We start from the raw sequence: 15967 nt of genomic DNA, 5'->3' as shown, positions 1-15967 counted from the left end.
CCCCCACCGAAGCGGGTAGGACGGGGTTGTGCTTCATGCACTGGCTTTTAACACACTGTTGAGTTCTCAAGAAACGGACGCGTACACCATCACCCTGACCCGACCAGCCGGTCCGGCAGAACTCCGGGGCGTTCCATTTCGTATCACTATCTTATCGGGAGTGTCGGTTTCGTGTCAAACTGTCGGATTTTCCGACCCTCGACTCGAACCCGCCGAACCCGCTAGGATTGCGACCACCCCGTTTCCAGGGCAACCCCTCTAACTTACTCCAACATCCGATCGTTGTCCAATCACTCGGACACATCCGGTTTGCCGGGGTGGAGAGAGGGTTTTGCCGGGCAGTTAGTTCGCTCCTGGAGGTTTAAACCTGGAGGCTCGCTGCCCTGCGGAAAGAACACTACCAGGACTCTCACGTCACAGAGACAACTTGCCAACCATCCCGGAGACTCGCGCGTCCCAAACAGGCAAGCGCGCAACCAGACGTCAAGCCATCCGCAATCGACTCTGGATACGAAGAGGCGCGAGGGTCAGAATCCTGACTCCGCCGTGGAGGTGAGCACATGACCCGCTCGGAGTTCGACGACATCCGCGCGCACATCGATGCGGAGGCCGACCACCCAGGCGACCTGCTGAGGGTTGCCAGGTCTCTGCTGAACGACCTTGAAGACGCACGTATGAGAGAGGCGACCCTCCGCGCCTACTATCTGCGTCTCCTCACCGCGGCTCGGGCGACGGTCGCCGCGGAGGCGGCCGGCTACCCGGAGCCGTTGACCTTCCTCACCGATGAGCTCGCCAAGCGCGGCCAGCTCCCGACATCCGAGGACGAGGTGAACCGGATCCTCGGCGACGCCCACACCGCGGCGGCGCTACTGGCCTGCCTTGAGGAGAATCCTCTGGGGACGATCCCGATGAACACCGGAGGCTCTCGCGCGCGGAGGTGCGCCGGCACAAGCCGTAGCCTCCCACGATGAGGCGTTCCGCGTCATTGACCTGGGCTTGAACCAAGATCTGTAAGACTCCAGGCATGTTGCAGCGAGGGCTGAATTGGGCTGCGGCGACCCTCGTGGGCGTCTTCGGCTTTGTCTGGACCGGTGTAGTGATGTTCGCGGCCGTCGAGACCTCGACGTGGACGTGGATAGGACAGGCCTCCTTTGGGGCCTTCCTCACCTGCTGGGCTTGCTACAAGGCGAGTCTGCTGGTGCGCCGCACCAGGCCTGGTTTCGTCCCGAGGCATCGCCGGGTGAGGGTCAGAGCCTGAGGGATGCCCTCGCGGGCCGGGACCAGGCGGCCGGTCATCGGCGCCGGGTTCCGGTTCGGAGTCGGAAGGCACCACCGAGACGGTCTCGCGTCCCGGCACCCGGGGATCCGGCGGACTATGCCCCCGTCCGGAACGAGCGGAGTTCGTCGGCCACCTGCCGGCACGGCACTCCCAGGTCGAACCGGCTGAGCAGGTGGATGCCCTCCCCCGTGTCGATCTCCAGGAGTTCCGTACGCGAGGTGAAGCGGGTCCGTGTGTCCACCCGGATACGCTCGACGGCGCTCCACGGCACCCGTTCGGATCCGGCGAAGCCCCTCACCACGACGAGACCCTCGCCATCGGCTGTGAGCCGCACCGGAGCGAGGAGATCACGCACCACCAACGCTGCCAGGATCGCGGTCGCGGCACCCGCCAGGATCGCCCCCCGTAGGTCGTCGAGGGTGAGGACCGTGAGCACCGCGAGGGCGAACGCCCCGACGATCTTCATGATGAGGAGGTCGCGGCGCACACGCCAGCGCAGGACAGGTCCGGACGTTTCGCTCACAACGGCACGCTACCTCTCGAACTCTGGCATCTCTCGAAATACATCCCGCACGCCAGGCTCGACGTCCCTTGGCACGCACAGCGGTGGATGCCCCGGCCAGGCGCAAAGAAGACGAGGTCTCGACTGCCCAAAACGCGGAAGGCCCTGATCTCTGGGAGATCAGGGCCTTCCGATTGGTAGCGGGGACAGGATTTGAACCTGCGACCTCTGGGTTATGAGCCCAGCGAGCTACCGAACTGCTCCACCCCGCGTCGGTGTGTGTTTGAACACTATCCGGGATTCCCCTCGGGCTGCAAATCGGCACAGGAACGCGAGGTCACCGGCCTTACGTCGCCCCCGTCCGCGAAGCCTCCGGGGTTTCACAGACGGGCACGAGGCGATGTCCCCACCGCAGAAGCCTCTGGACGCGGTGGATCCCGAGGAGAGAAAACAAGAAAGGCCCCGGTCGCCGTTTCCGGCGACCGGGGCCTTTCGATTGGTAGCGGGGACAGGATTTGAACCTGCGACCTCTGGGTTATGAGCCCAGCGAGCTACCGAACTGCTCCACCCCGCGTCGGTGTATGTCTTAACCATACCCGGCTTTGGTGGCGGACGCGAATCAGATCGCTGGGCCCCTGTGTCTTTCTAGGGATTCGGTGTGGGTGTCGGTGTGGCGGATGGGACCGGTGTGGGTGTCGCCGACGGTGCCGGGGATCCCGACGCCGAGGGAGACGGGGTGGGCGCGGGGCTCGCCTCGGTGCCCTTCAGCTTCGACAGCGCCTCCTGGAGCTCCTTCTGGGCCTCGCCGTAGTCGTTCCAGTTCGGCGGGTCGGCCTGGAGAGCGGCCTGCGCCTTGTCGTACGCCTTCTGCGCCTCGTCGATCGCCTGGGCCAGCGCGGTGGTGGGCTGGTTGGCGTTCGCCTCCTCGGCCGGCTTCCCCTCCCCCTGCTGCTCCTGTGGAGCGGTTTGGGTGCTGTCACCGAAGACCTGTTCCAGCGCGCCCTTGAGCGTGTCGGCCGAGCCGACCTTGCTGCCGTAGGCCACCAGGACGCGGCGGAGGATCGGGTACGGCTCCTGGCCGGAGGCGGCCGCGATCTCCACGTAGACCGGTTCGACGTAGACCAGGCCGTCGGCGAACGGCAGGGTCAACAGGTTGCCGTAGCGGACCTTCGCCTGGCCGAGACCGAGCAGGTTCAGCTCGCCGGAGAACTTGTTCTGGAAGTTGTTCTGCACCTGGCCGGGACCGGGGATCGTGGTGTTGGACGGCATGCGCAGGATGCGCAGCTTTCCGTAGTCCTCTCCGGGGGTGGCGTCCACGGCCATGAACGCGGCCAGGTTGGGTCCCTGGCGCGGCACGAACGTGGTGGTCAGCGAGAACGTGGGCTTGTCGGTGCTCGGCATCTTGACCGACAGGTAGTACGGCGGCTGCTTGATGTCGCGCTCGCCCGAGGACGGGTCGTTCGGGACGTTCCAGAAGTCCTGGCCGCTGTAGAAGGCGTTCGGGTCGGCGATGTGGTACTGGGAAAGCACGTCACGCTGGACCTTGAACAGCGCCTCCGGGTAGCGAAGATGCTGCCTGAGCTCGGGCGTCATCTCCGTCTGCGGCTTGATGACGCCGGGGAAGGCCTTGCGCCAGGTCTGCAGGATGGGGTCCTTCTCGTCCCAGGCGTACAGGTTGACGGTGCCGTCGTAGGCGTCGACCGTGGCCTTCACCGAGTTGCGCATGTAGTTGATCTGGTCGCGCGGCTGCGGGACCACTACGCGCGGGTCGGTGATGGTGTCGCGCGTCATCGCCTCCAGGCTCTTGCTCTGGGAGTACGGGTAGGCGTTGGACGTGGTGTACGCGTCGGCGATCCAGACCACCCTGCCGTCGACGATCGCCGGGTAGGGGTTGTCGTCCAGGCTCAGGAACGGCGCCACCTTGGCGATACGCTGCTGCGGGTTGCGCTCGTAGAGGATCTTGGAGTCCGGGTTGACGTCACCCGACAGCAGCAGGTTGATCTCGCCGTACTTGGCGGCGTAGAGCATCCGGTTGATGAAGGATCCGACCGGGACACCACCCTTGCCTTCGTAGGTGGTGTTCTTCTGGCCGGTGCCACCGCTCTCGGGGTAGTCGAGCTCCTGATTCCTCTGGCCGTTGCCGCCGACGACGACGTACTCGGCCGCGCCGCGTGCCTCGCCGAAGTAGATCCGCGACTCCTTGAGCTTCGTCCGCTCCACCAGGGAACCGGTGACCGGCATGTCCTTGGCGTCGAAGTTGGGCAGCCCTTCGGAGTCGACCTCGTTGCCGGGCGCCGCCACGAAACCGTTGCCGTGGGTGTAGACGAGATGCCGGTTGATCCAGTTGTTCTGCTCGGCCGGCGGCCCCGTGAGCTCTCGCACGGCCACGACGGTGTCGCGCATCGTGCCGTTCTCGTCGGGGTAGCGGTCGACGTCGAGCGGATCGTGGAAGTCGTAGTAACCGCGAATCCGCTGCTTCTGCTGGTACGTCTTCGCGACCAGGCTGGGGTCGAGCAGGCGCACGCCGGAGATGGAGCTGTCGGCGCTGACGTTGACCTTGCTCGGGTCTCCCTGAGCCGTGTAGTCGATCACCTCGGCGTCGTTGACGTCGTAGGCTGTTCGGGTCGCGTCGATGTTGCGTTTGATGTACTCCTGCTCCTTGCCCTGCTGGTTCGGCTTGACCTGGAACTGTTCGACCAGGGCCGGGTAGACCCCGCCGATCAGGATGGCCGAGAGCACCAGGAGACCGAAACCGACGCCGGGCAGCATGCCCCCGGCGCGCACGACCCCGGCGAAGAACAGGACCGCGCAGATCAGGGCGATGATCGCCAGGATGGTCTTGGCGGGAAGCACCGCGTTGATGTCGGTGTACGAGGCACCGTGTCTGAAGCCCCGGTCGGAGAAGACCAGCCCGTACCGGTCGACCCAGTAGGCGACCGCCTTCAGCAGCACGAAGATGCCCAGCAGCACCGACAGGTGCGCCCGAGCGCCGCGCGAGGCGTGCACGCCGGGTGACTGGAGCCGGAACCCGCCGTACAGGTAGTGCACGATCGCCGACAGCAGGGCGGAGAGCACCACCGCGACGAACAGGAAGTTCAGCACCATCCGGATGAAGGGATAGGTGAACATGAAGAAGGAGATGTCCATCTTGAACTGCGGATCGGTCGTACCGAACGGCGTCGCGTTGATGAACTCCAGCCAGGTCTTCCACTGACCTGAGAAGGACGAACCCGAGAACAGGCCGAGCACCGCCACACCGATCAGGAAGATCAGTTTGCGGTGCGGGTCAAGGGCCATCCGATACCGGTCGGCACCGCTGGCGCCACCGAACATTCCCGGGCCGAACATCGGTCGCATGCGGTACGCCAGCAGCATGTTGCCGCCGACGATCCCGACCATCAGCAGTGCGCCGACGGCGAACAGCAGAATCTGCGTGACGATCACACCGGAGAAGACGGCCGTGTAGTCGACCGAGTCGTACCAAAGGTAATCAGTAAAAATACCGGCAAAGAGAAAGAAAAGGATAACTATCGCGCCCAGCGCGATCGCGACGGGAACTAGCAGTCGTGGCCGGCGGGGCAAGCGCATTGCCCTGCCGGCTCCGGGGGTCCGGAAGCTCAAGGCCAACCCCTTGTCGTAAGAGCACGGTCCGTGTCTGGCAACCTACACCGGCGGGCAATGGGCCGCGTTCAGCCTTTCGGGCACGGTCCGGCCACAACACCAACTGGTCTCGGGTCCTTAGGTCCAACGTACGAGGACCCTGATGAGTGCCCCGTCACGAGGCCCAAGACCCGGAAAACCGGATCTTTTACCTAATTGGGCGGCGCGTCCCGCTTTCCGGGCTTCTCCTGCCGCTCACTCCCGAGGTCTCATTCCCTCGCCCAGGAGCTCCCGTCCGGCTTCTGGGGTCAGCCCGCCGGGCAGCTCGGCACGGCACCCGAGCCGGTGCGGATCGCGTCGATCGCCTGGACGGCCTCGCGCAGGGTCGCGACCTTGACCAGCCTGAGACCGTCCGGGATCGCCTTGACCGCCTCCGCGCAGTTTTCTGTGGGGGTCAGGAAGATCGTCGCCCCCGCCTTCCTCGCGCCGACCATCTTCTGCTGGATGCCGCCGATCGGGCCGACGTCGCCCTCAGCGGTGATCGTCCCGGTCCCCGCGATGGACTTGCCGCCGGTCATCGCCCCGGGGGTGAGCTTGTCGACGATGCCCAGGGAGAACATCATCCCCGCGCTCGGCCCGCCGACGTCACCGACGTTGATCTTGACCTGGAAGGGGAACTTGTAGCCGACCCGCATGGTGATGCCCACGAGGGGTGCGCCGTCCTGGCCCGCGACGGTCGGGACGGTGATGGTCATGCTCTCGGCGCCCCGGTTGACGACGAAACCGACCTGCTCGCCTGGCTTGTGCCTGCGGACGGCGGCGGAGACGCTCTCGCGGTCGGACACGGGGGTGCCGTCCACCGAGACGATCTCATCGCCGATCTTGAACTTGCCGTCGGCGGGCAGGCCCTTCTCCGTGGAGGCCACGGTCACGACCGAGCTGTAGGGGATCTTCAACTCCGTCAGCGCCGCCGCGGTCGCGTCGTCCTGGGAGTTCGTCATCTCCTGGGTGTTCTGCTCCTCGACCTCCTTCGCGGTGGTCGCGGGAGGAAAGATCGTCTCCTCGGGCACGACCGCGATGGTGGGATCGATCCATCCCCTGAGCGCGCTGAAAAGATCGATCCTGGTGCCGGGTCCGCCCTGGTAGGCCACGGTGACGAGGCTGAGCTTGCCTTCCGTCGGATACGTCTGGCGCCCCTCGACGCTGATCACCGGCTTGCCGTCGACGTCCCCGATGGTGTTCTCGGTCGGCCCTGGGCTCAGCACGACGTACGGCACCGGCAGCAGGGCGCCGACCAGCGCGAACATGAGCGTGAGGAAGCCCGCCACCATGAGGGTCAGCGCACGTCGGGACATGGACAAAGCCTATGCCGTACGACAGGTCATGAAACCGTACCCGGACGCCGCCGCGCCGACGGTCGCGTACCGGCCGGTCGATCTCACTCGCAGGCCCCCACCCACTCGGAGGAGCCGTCGGCGAAAAACTGGTTCTTCCAGATGGGGACCTGGCTCTTGAGGTCGTCGATCAGCCTCCGGGAGGCCTCGAACGCCTCGCCTCGGTGTGGCGCGGCGACCGCCACGACGACCGCGATATCGCCGAGCCGCAGGTCACCGACTCGATGAACGGCGGCGAGCGCGGTCACCGGGAAGTCCGTGGCGATCTTCTCCGCCACCCGGCGAAGCTCGTCCACGGCGCTCGGGTGCGCCGAGTAGGACAGGCCCGTGACCGGCTTGCCGTGGTCCTGCTCACGGACCGTGCCGACGAAGACCGTCGTGCCGCCCGCGGCGTGGTCACCGACGGCGGCGAGCACCTCGTCGACGGAGAGCGCGCTGTCGCGAATATCGAGCAACCGGATGACATCCACGCCGCAAAGCGTACCGGCAGGGAAAAACGGCCCCCGCAGCGCACTTCCGCTGACGGGATCCGCGCCAGGACCCGTACGAGCCTGTACGCCCTGAGCGGACATCAGGTGGTGCGGCGCTTCTTGCGGGCGGCCCGGACGATCGCCGCGGTGCCGAGGACGGCGACGGTGGCGCCGGCCGCGGTGAGTGTGGCCTCCTTGCCCGACAGGCGACGGCCCACCACGGCGTGCCTGCCCTCGCGCAACTTGAGGAGTTGCTCGAACGCGGCCTCGTTGCTCCACATCGGCTTCCAACCGGCCTCGCGCAGCGCGGTGCAGTCGACCACCCACGGGTAGACGACGTAGTGCAGGTCGGTGGCCGGGGCCGGGGTGATGCCGAGGCGGTGCAGGCGCTGGGCGGTGCCGAAGGTCAGCCCGGCGGGCAGTTCCAGCCGGCGCAGCCCGGAGATCTCCTCCACCTGCTCCTGCTCCAGCCACCCGTCGCCGCCGACGGCCACCACCCCCGAGACCGCGCCGAGCGCCGCCATCTCAAGGGCCGAGACGAGGTCGTCCACGTGGCAGAACTGCCAGCGGGGGGCGCATCCCTTCACGGTCAGCAGCCGGGGCGCCTCGAAGTGCCTGGTCACCACGCTGTCGACGCCGGGACCGACCACGGCGGCGGGCCGGACCACCGTCACGCCGAGACCGGGGTGGCTGCGCAGGGAGCGGCGGGCCAGCGCCTCGATCTCCAGATGGTCGCCGACCATGCCCGTGTCGGGCTCGGCGGCGACCGGCGCCCCCTCGGGCAGCGGGACCGGGTTGTCGGGGACGGCTCCGTACACCATGGCGCTGGTGAGCAGCACGACCCGTCGCACCCGCGCGGCCGCGCTGGCGGTGAGCACCGTCTGGGCCGCTCGCAGATTGTAGGCGCGCCGCTCCGTCGGGTTGACGTCGAGCGCGTAGTCGGCGGCCAGATGTACGAGCACGTCGATGTCAGATATGCGGTTCGCCAAGAGCGGATCTCGGACATCGAGGACCCGCCAGGTGACGTCGGGAACGTCACCACGCTGCTCGTCGATGGCCACGACCCTGCGGAAATCCGCAGACGAGGCGACCTTCGCGAGGAAGGCACGGCCTAGGCCCGAGGCGGCGCCGGTGACGGCGACGACGGGGGGCCGGGAGCGTTTCGAGGTAGGCACCAGGTCCTCACTTTGCACTGACCCGCCATGCGACGGATAACGTGGCGGATGTGGACTCCTCCATCCTGCACGAGGTAGAGCGGTGACTGACTTGCCAGGTCGGGAAAACGACCCCAACGAGAACCCGTTCGCCATGTTCGGCAACCCGGAGCAGATCGCAGCGGCAATGCGCCAGTTCGCCGACATGCTCTCCGCTCCGCCGACCTCAGGTCCCGTCAACTGGGACATGGCGAAGAACATCGCACGGCACGTGGTGGTCGCCGAGGGCGATCCAAGTGTCATGGAAGGCGAGCGGCGCCAGATCGTCGACGCCCTGAATCTGGCCGACCTGTGGCTCAACGAGGCCACCTCCCTGCCGAGCGGGGTGAGCAACCCTCAGGCCTGGAGCCGTTCGGAGTGGATCGAGAAGACCATTCCGGTCTGGCAGAAGCTCTGTGACCCGATCGCCGCCCGCATGGTCGAGACCATGAGCGGGACGCTCGGTGCCGCCGGTCTGCCCGCGGAGGCCCAGGCCATGGCCGGGCCGCTGATGGGAATGATGAAACAGATGGGCGGCATGATGGTCGGCCAGCAGATCGGCCAGGCCGTCGGCTCGCTCGCCCTGGAGGTGATCGGCTCCACCGACATCGGCCTGCCGCTGTCGGACAACGCCGCCCTGCTGCCCGGCGGCGTCGCGGCGTTCAGCCAGGGCCTGGAGATCCCCGCCGAGGAGATCCGCCTCTACCTCGCCCTGCGTGAGGCGGCTCACCACCGGCTTTTCCAGCATGTGCCGTGGTTGCGCGCGCACCTGCTCGGAGCGGTGGAGGAGTACGCCAGGGGCATCACGGTGGACGCGTCCGCGCTGGAGGAGCAGCTCCGCGGGCTCGACATCAACAATCCCGAGCAGCTCCAGCAGGCCCTGAGCGGCGGCAACCTGCTCAAGCCCGAGGAGACCGAGCGGCAGAAGGCCGCCCTGTCCCGGCTGGAGACCATGCTCGCCCTGGTCGAGGGCTGGGTCGGCACCGTCGTGGACGGCGCCGCGGACGGCAAGCTCCCCTCGGCGACCGCGCTGTCGGAGACCGTACGGCGCCGCAGGGCGACCGGTGGTCCCGCCGAGCAGACCTTCGCCACGCTCGTCGGCCTCGAACTCAGGCCCCGCCGCCTGCGCGAGGCCGCCACCCTGTGGCAGGCCCTGGAGGCCGACCGGGGCGTCGACGGCCGCGACGCGGTCTGGAACCACCCCGACCTGATGCCCACCGCCGACGATCTCGACAACCCCGAGAGGTTCGTGCGGGGCGAGCCCGAGCTCGACCTGTCGTCCCTGGAGGGGACCCTGCGGGAGCCTCCCCGTGACGGCGGCGACGCCGAGAAGAAGCGCGAGGACGACGGCGAGGACGGGAGCGCGTGAGCCTGCGCGCCGACGCGAAGGACGTGCTCACGGGGTGGGTCGCCCCGACGGCGGAGGAGGAGGTCCTCCGCAAGGAGTTCCTTGAGCACGTCCACGCCAACGACGACGCGATGTGGCGCGAATGCGTCACCGGCCACCTGACGGCCACGACCGCGGTGCTCTCCCACGACGGTGAGCGGGTGCTGCTGACGCTGCACCGCAAGGCCGGGATGTGGCTGCCCATGGGAGGTCACTGCGAGCGCGGCGACGCCTCCCTGGAGGCGGTGGCGCTGCGTGAGGCCACCGAGGAGTCCGGCATCGCGGGCCTGCGGCTGCTGCCGGGCCCGCTCGCGCTCGACCGGCACCGGGTCTGGTGCCACCCCCCGCACAGCAGCCATCTCGACGTCGAGTACGGCGCCGTCGCTCCCGCCGACGTCGAGGCCGTGATCAGCGCCGAGTCGCTCGACCTGCGCTGGTTCCCGGTGGAGGAGATCCCCGAGCTCTCCGACGAGGCGACCCGCCGGCTGGCCCGCCGTGCCCGTGAGGCCCTGCGTTCCAGGTGATCGGAAGCTCGATGCCGTACTCCGGCCTGTTCCGGGCATGCCCCGAGAGTGTTGGACCGTTTTACGCTTGTCTCATCTTCGCCCGGATATCTTCGTTCTCATCGGGCTGTACGGAACGGATCGGGGCACTGTGAGCGTGAGGACAGCGGCTGACAGGGGCACCGGACGTGTCGGGAGCACCGGGAGCACCGGGAGCACCGCCGCGCCGTCGGCGCGCCGACGGCGTTGGAAGGTTCCCAAAACCTTCGCCTGGGCCACGGTGACCCCGTTCGCCGCCTGGGCGGTGGCCCGGGTGGCCGGGCTCGAACGCGACTCGCTGACCACCCAGCTCATGACCGGCACCCCGTACGTGGCCGCGGCCTCGCTCGTACCGCTGCTGCTGTCGGCGCTGACACGCAACCGGGCGGTGACGGCGGTGGCGCTGGTCACCACCGCGGCGCTCAGCCTCAGCGTGCTCCCCAGGGCCTTTCGTTCCGGGGATCCCGCGGTGGCGGCGGCGGGAACGCCGCTGCGGGTGCTGACGCTCAACACGCTTTTCGGACGTGCCGAGCCCGACGCCGTGATGGATCTGGTCCGGCGGCTGGATCCCGATGTGTTCAGCACCCAGGAGCTGACCCCGGGAATGGTCGAGGATCTGCGGGCCGCCGGGCTGGAGAAGATCCTGCCGTACCAGGTGCTGGAGCCGGAGTGGAGCGCCGGTGGAAGCGGTCTGTACGCGAGGTATCCGCTGACTCCGAGGAAGGACCTGTTCGAGGCGATCGGGCACAACATGCCCGCCGCGCTGATGACGGTCCCCGGCACCAAACCCGTCGAGATCGTCGACGTGCATCCCTTCCCGCCGCTGGGCAGGCAGGTGTACGACTGGACGGCCGCGCTGGAGGCCCTGCCCTCCGCCGCACCCGACACGATCCGCATCCTCGCGGGCGACTTCAACGCCAGCCTCGACCACGCGGCGATGCGGCGTTTCCTGAGCCGCGGTTACCGGGACGCGGCCGCCGTCGCCGGGGAGGGCCTCACCCCCACCTGGCCGGTCAACAGACGCGTCCCCGCACTGATCACGATCGACCACATCGTGGTGGACCGGCGGGTGGGAGTCGACGCGGTCAGCGTGCACACCGTGCCCGGCACCGACCACCGGGCGGTCTTCGCCGACCTGCGACTACCTTCGCCGTCCTGACGGCTTTCCGAAACGTCAGGACGACAGGAGCGCCCGGGTGTTGTCCCAGCCCTCCAGGCCGGGGTCGAGGAGACGGATGTCGTCGGGGGTGCGCAGGCGGTGCCAGCCGGGCCCCCTCGCGACCATGCGGCTGCCGGGCGCGGCGGCGCGGAGCGCCTTGACCGGGTCGAGGTCGTCGAAACCCACCGCGGCCCAGTCGGGATAGGGCAGGTGGGCGGCGAGCGCCACCGTGCCGCCCCCGGTGTCCGGGCAGACGGCGATCCTGGCCCGGCCCAGCTCGCGAAAGAGCTTGCCGATGAGCAACGGGGGCAGGTCGGGCGCGTCCGCGCTCAGCAGGACCGCCTGTCGTCCGTACGGCAGGGCCGCGAAGGCCGCCTCGACCAGGGCGCTCCCGGAAAGATCGGGGATCTCGACGACCGGGGTGCCCGGCCAGACGATCTCCTCCATGCCGGGGACGCTCGTCACCACGACCGGAGAGACGAAGTCGAGCCCGGCGACGAGCTCGTAGGCGTCTTCGGCGAGGGCCGTACGGAAGAGGGCGGCGTCGATCCCCGCGGGGGCCGCGTCCGCCACGGAGGGCGTGACCAGGACGGCCACCACTCGTTCTTCCGTCAAAACCCCTCCGCGGAACCGTGGGCCGCCGTGGAGAATCCCTCCAGGAAGCCTCGCGCCCGCTCGGCCTTGGGATATCGTTCCACGAGCGCCCAGAAGCGTGAGCCGTGGCTCGGCACCAGCAGGTGGACGAGCTCATGCATGATCACATAGTCGACCACCCACGACGGCATGCCCCGGAGCCGCGTGGAGATCCTGATGGTCCCGTGATCGGGGGTGCACGAGCCCCAGCGGTGCTGTTGGTTCTCCACCCAGCGCACGCTCGACGGTCTCGCCTCCCCGCCCAGATATCGGGCCGACAGATCGACGGCCCGATCGAGGAGATCGTCGTCGGAGGGACGTCTGCGCTGCTCCTTGGCCGCGAGGCGATCGAGCATACGGCGCACCCATTGTTCCTCATCGGTGCTACTCAAACCGGCGGGGAGGAGCACGATCGTTTTCTCGCCGTCGCGGTACGCAGAAACCGTCCGCCGGCGGCGAGAACTACGACGGACCTCGACTGTCTCGGGGGGCACATATGAACGGTAGCCGAGAATGGCGAATTCACACCAGAGGGTAGAACACGTTCCCGCTGGTCAATCCCCGTTCGCCGATTGTTCAGCATGGATGATCAACTATGACCGTGACTTATCTAATTAACCTGGATATCAGCCGTCTCATGCGTCGCCGAAACGCGGGACCCGCTGTTCTCTCCGGCCTGCCGAGCCTTCAAGCATGCCGTCGTAGATCATCATGACGGGCCGGGCGAGGGGTTTCCGGCGCGGCGCGGCGTCGAGATCCACGCCCCTTACCCGCCAGGGAGATCTTTTGAGCGGTCGACAGGACGGGGGCGGCACGGGGGCGAGTTATCCACAGGTTGAGAGTTATCCACAGGCGACGGGAAAGGTGTCTGGGATCTTGAGGGGCCGTGCCACGCTGGGCCCACCCGGCCCACCCGGCCGGCCCGGCCGTTCTCCCCGGCTCACCTGCGGGTTCCTCCTGAGAAAGGTTCTGCGATGAGACCACGTCTGAAGCCCGCCCTGCGCCGCGTCGCCCGCGACGGACGCACCCTGCAGTTCGGTCTGCATCCTCGTCACGCGGTGGTGCTGACCGATCTGGAGCCGGGAGTCCGCCGCTGGGTCGAGAGTCTCGACGGCGTCCGTGACCTCGCGGGCGTGCTGGCCGGTGCCGCCGAGGTGGGCCTCGGCGAGGAGGACGGCCGGGCTCTGCTCGATCTGCTGGTCAGCCGTGGCGTGGTGGACGACGCGGGCGCGGCCCCCGGTCCGCTGCGCACACTCGCGATGGCCGAGTGTGACAGGCTCCAGCCGGATCTCGACGCGCTCTCCCTCACACCGGGCACGATCGACGGCGGTCTCGCCGTGCTGGAGCGCAGGCGAGAGGCCCAGGTGCGGGTCTACGGCGCGGGGCGGGTCGGCGCGCAGGTCGTCGCCCTGCTCGCCGCCTCGGGGGTCGGCCGGATCTGCGTCGTCGATCCCGGTACGGCCCGGCGAAGGGACGTCGTCCCCGGCGGGCTCGGCTGGACGGAGGTCGGAATGAGCAGGCAGGACGGCGCGGTCGCGGTGGCCAAGAGGCTCGCACCCGGCCTCACGGCGTGGACCGGCGACGGGGCCGCCCAGCTGGCCGATGGGGCCAGACCTTTCGACCTGGCGGTGCTCGCTCCGGTGGGGCCCCTGGACGGTCTCCTGGTCAAGGAGCTCGTCGAGTGGGAGATCCCGCACCTGCTGGTCACCGCCTTCGAGGGCTCCGGGTCGGTCGGCCCTCTGGTGCTGCCTGGACGGAGCACATGCCTGCACTGCCTAGATTTGACCCGACGAGATCGTGACCCTGGCTGGCCTGTCGTCAGCGCCGGGCTGGGTGGTTTCCCCGCGGGAGAAATCGCGTGCGGGACGGTGCTGTCGACGCTGGTGGCGGCGACTGCCGCAGGTCACGCACTCGCCGTGATCGACGGCCGTGAGCCCGCTGTGACCAACAGCACAGTGGAAGTATTGCCAGATTGGAGCTGGAAGAGGCGATCCTGGAGTGTTCATCCTCAATGTCGTTGCTTCCGAAACGAGTTGGGGTCGCTGACAATGGTCGCGTCGGCTGCCTGTCGCTGACGGACGCACGGCTCACAAACACACAGCTGACAGACACAGCTGACGGACACAGCGGTCGGCTACCCGCCGCTGACGGATACACAGCGAAGGGAGGGAGCGGCGTCTCGCTGTAGCAGCGGATGCGCCGCTAACCAAGGTGAGTGACCTTCCGCGCCGCGCCGTTGCGCGCTCTGCCAAGCTGGCCGCCCTGCCGATCGGGTTCGCCGGACGCACCGCTCTCGGTCTCGGAAAACGAATCGGGGGCAAGTCCGCCGAGATCGTCGCCCAGGAAATCCAGGAACGCACCGCCGAGCAGATCTTCAAGGTTCTCGGGGAGCTCAAGGGCGGGGCGATGAAGCTCGGCCAGGCGCTGTCCATCTTCGAGGCGGCACTGCCCGCCGAGGTCGCCGGCCCCTACCGCGCGACCCTGACCAAACTCCAGGACGCGGCTCCGCCGCTTCCCGCGGCGACCGTGCACAAGGTCCTCGTCGAGCAGTTGGGTGACGACTGGCGGGAGAACTTCCTGTCGTTCGACGACAGGCCCACCGCCGCCGCGTCGATCGGGCAGGTGCACAAGGCGGTCTGGCACGACGGCCGGACGGTCGCGGTGAAGATCCAGTATCCGGGGGCGGGGAAGGCGCTGCTCTCCGACTTCACCCAGCTGTCCAGGCTCGGCAAGCTCTTCGGGGTGCTGCTGCCCGGCCTCGACATCAAGGCCGTGCTGAGCGAGTTGCGCGAGCGGGTGGTCGAGGAGCTCGACTATCTCCACGAGGCCGAGGCCCAGCACGCCTTCGCCCTGGAGTACAAGGACGATCCTGACTTCCTGATCCCGGACGTGATCGCCGCCAACGAGCAGGTGCTCGTCTCCGAATGGGTCGACGGCACCCCTCTGTCGCGGATCATCGCCGACGGCACCCAGGAGCAGCGTGACCGGGCCGGTCTCCAGCTCGTCCGGTTCCTGTTCTCCTCACCCGCGCGGCTGGGCATGCTGCACGCCGACCCCCACCCGGGCAACTTCCGGATCGTCGAGGACGGCCGGATGTGCGTGCTCGACTTCGGCGCGGTCAACCGGATGCCCGACGGATACCCGCCGGTCTTCGGAAAGCTGACCCGCATCTTCAACAACGGCGACATGGCGACCGTCGTGCAGGGCCTGCGCGACGAGGGCTTCATTCAGCCGCACATCGAGATCGACCCCGAAGCCCTGCGGGCGTTCCTCGCCCCCTACGTCGAGCCGACCGCCGTGGAGGAGTTCTCCTTCAGCAGGGAGTGGCTCCAGCAGCAGGCCGCCACGGCCACCGACCTACGTCCCGGCAATGTGGTGCGCCAGCTCAACCTGCCGGCCTCGTACGTTCTCATCCACCGGGTGCACGCGGCGGGGGTCGGTGTTCTCTGTCAGCTCGGCGCCACCGCCCGCTTCCGCGAGGAGGTCATCCGCTGGGTTCCCGGGTTCACCGACGAGGACTCGGGAGAACCCACCCTCACCAGCGCCTGAGGGATCTCTCCCTGCCGCGACTTTCCACTCCCACGACTTCTTCCGCTTCTACGACTTCCGCACGGACAGCGCTCCGGTTCTTCGACTTCTGCACGGACAGCGCTCCGGTTCTACGGCTTCTACCCGGACAGCGCTCCGGTTTTTCGGCTTCTACCCGGACAGGGCGCCGATGGCTCATCGGCGCCCGAGGGCTGTCCCCTTGTCGTGACGCGGCGACGTGCTGTGATACCCCTCGATGTGCCACGACGTGCCGCGATAC

General features: G+C 68.0%; 13 protein-coding genes and 2 tRNA genes. 6 read left to right on the top strand and 9 right to left on the bottom strand.

The annotated features are described in order from the left end of the window. Positions 1–560 precede the first annotated feature (560 nt). Positions 561–971 (top strand): hypothetical protein, encoded by a 411-nt coding sequence (locus tag AB0B96_RS15825; RefSeq protein ID WP_362899190.1) that lies wholly within the window; start codon positions 561–563, stop codon positions 969–971. 402 nt (positions 972–1373) lie between these two features. Here AB0B96_RS15825 and AB0B96_RS15820 read toward each other — a convergent pair whose 3' ends face one another. From AB0B96_RS15820 to AB0B96_RS15790, 7 genes are all read right to left on the bottom strand, one after another. Continuing rightward, the gene (locus AB0B96_RS15820) at positions 1374–1802 is read right to left on the bottom strand and encodes a PH domain-containing protein (protein WP_362899188.1); all 429 of its coding nucleotides are present in this window, start codon (positions 1800–1802) and stop codon (positions 1374–1376) included. Between the two features lie 174 nt (positions 1803–1976). After that, positions 1977–2053 (bottom strand) — tRNA-Met (locus AB0B96_RS15815). Positions 2054–2278: 225 nt separating this feature from the next. Continuing rightward, positions 2279–2355: transfer RNA gene (locus AB0B96_RS15810), tRNA-Met, on the bottom strand. A gap of 71 nt (positions 2356–2426) precedes the next feature. Beyond that, positions 2427–5369 (bottom strand): UPF0182 family protein, encoded by a 2943-nt coding sequence (locus AB0B96_RS15805; protein WP_362899206.1) that lies wholly within the window; start codon positions 5367–5369, stop codon positions 2427–2429. Between the two features lie 320 nt (positions 5370–5689). Continuing rightward, complete coding sequence (locus AB0B96_RS15800; RefSeq protein WP_362899186.1) at positions 5690–6736, bottom strand: PDZ domain-containing protein; 1047 nt, start codon at positions 6734–6736, stop codon at positions 5690–5692. Positions 6737–6819: 83 nt separating this feature from the next. Next, positions 6820–7245 (bottom strand): molybdenum cofactor biosynthesis protein MoaE, encoded by a 426-nt coding sequence (locus tag AB0B96_RS15795; protein WP_350947826.1) that lies wholly within the window; start codon positions 7243–7245, stop codon positions 6820–6822. Positions 7246–7346: 101 nt separating this feature from the next. Further along, positions 7347–8423 (bottom strand): NAD-dependent epimerase/dehydratase family protein, encoded by a 1077-nt coding sequence (locus tag AB0B96_RS15790; RefSeq protein ID WP_362899204.1) that lies wholly within the window; start codon positions 8421–8423, stop codon positions 7347–7349. A 79-nt stretch (positions 8424–8502) separates the two neighbouring features. Here AB0B96_RS15790 and AB0B96_RS15785 point away from each other — a divergent pair, with 79 nt between their 5' ends. From AB0B96_RS15785 to AB0B96_RS15775, 3 genes are all read left to right on the top strand, one after another. After that, on the top strand, positions 8503–9807 hold the full coding sequence (locus AB0B96_RS15785; RefSeq protein WP_350947827.1) for a zinc-dependent metalloprotease: 1305 nt from the start codon (positions 8503–8505) through the stop codon (positions 9805–9807). After that, complete coding sequence (locus tag AB0B96_RS15780; RefSeq protein ID WP_362899183.1) at positions 9804–10349, top strand: NUDIX hydrolase; 546 nt, start codon at positions 9804–9806, stop codon at positions 10347–10349. Before AB0B96_RS15785 ends, AB0B96_RS15780 begins: the two co-directional genes overlap by 4 nt. A gap of 259 nt (positions 10350–10608) precedes the next feature. Then, on the top strand, positions 10609–11526 hold the full coding sequence (locus AB0B96_RS15775; protein ID WP_362899181.1) for an endonuclease/exonuclease/phosphatase family protein: 918 nt from the start codon (positions 10609–10611) through the stop codon (positions 11524–11526). Positions 11527–11541: 15 nt separating this feature from the next. Here AB0B96_RS15775 and AB0B96_RS15770 read toward each other — a convergent pair whose 3' ends face one another. Continuing rightward, entirely contained in the window at positions 11542–12141 is a 600-nt protein-coding gene (locus AB0B96_RS15770) for a hypothetical protein (RefSeq protein ID WP_350947830.1), read from the bottom strand. Further along, positions 12138–12653 carry a M48 family metallopeptidase gene (locus AB0B96_RS15765; protein WP_350947831.1) on the bottom strand — a complete coding sequence of 172 codons (516 nt, stop codon included), beginning with the start codon at positions 12651–12653 and terminating at the stop codon, positions 12138–12140. The genes AB0B96_RS15770 and AB0B96_RS15765 overlap by 4 nt, the downstream gene beginning before the upstream one ends. Positions 12654–13133: 480 nt before the next feature. On the opposite strand from AB0B96_RS15765, the gene AB0B96_RS15760 reads away from it, so the two are divergent. After that, positions 13134–14234, top strand: a complete 1101-nt coding sequence (locus AB0B96_RS15760) for a ThiF family adenylyltransferase (RefSeq protein ID WP_362899178.1) — start codon at positions 13134–13136, stop codon at positions 14232–14234. A gap of 136 nt (positions 14235–14370) precedes the next feature. Next, entirely contained in the window at positions 14371–15708 is a 1338-nt protein-coding gene (locus tag AB0B96_RS15755) for an AarF/UbiB family protein (protein WP_362899176.1), read from the top strand. The last annotated feature ends 259 nt before the right edge of the window (positions 15709–15967 follow it).

Source organism: Streptosporangium sp. NPDC049046, from assembly GCF_040649155.1.
GTDB lineage: Bacteria > Actinomycetota > Actinomycetes > Streptosporangiales > Streptosporangiaceae > Streptosporangium.
The sequence above is the reverse complement of the archived record's forward strand: the minus strand, read 5'-3'. Positions and strand labels throughout refer to the sequence as shown.

Excerpts from the sequence above, each read along its gene's own strand:
- AB0B96_RS15825 (WP_362899190.1), top strand. The coding sequence starts at position 561 with ATGACCCGCTCGGAGTTCGACGACATCCGCGCGCACATCGATGCGGAG.
- AB0B96_RS15800 (WP_362899186.1), bottom strand. The coding sequence starts at position 6,736 with ATGTCCCGACGTGCGCTGACCCTCATGGTGGCGGGCTTCCTCACGCTC.
- AB0B96_RS15805 (WP_362899206.1), bottom strand. The coding sequence starts at position 5,369 with ATGCGCTTGCCCCGCCGGCCACGACTGCTAGTTCCCGTCGCGATCGCG.
- AB0B96_RS15760 (WP_362899178.1), top strand. The coding sequence starts at position 13,134 with ATGAGACCACGTCTGAAGCCCGCCCTGCGCCGCGTCGCCCGCGACGGA.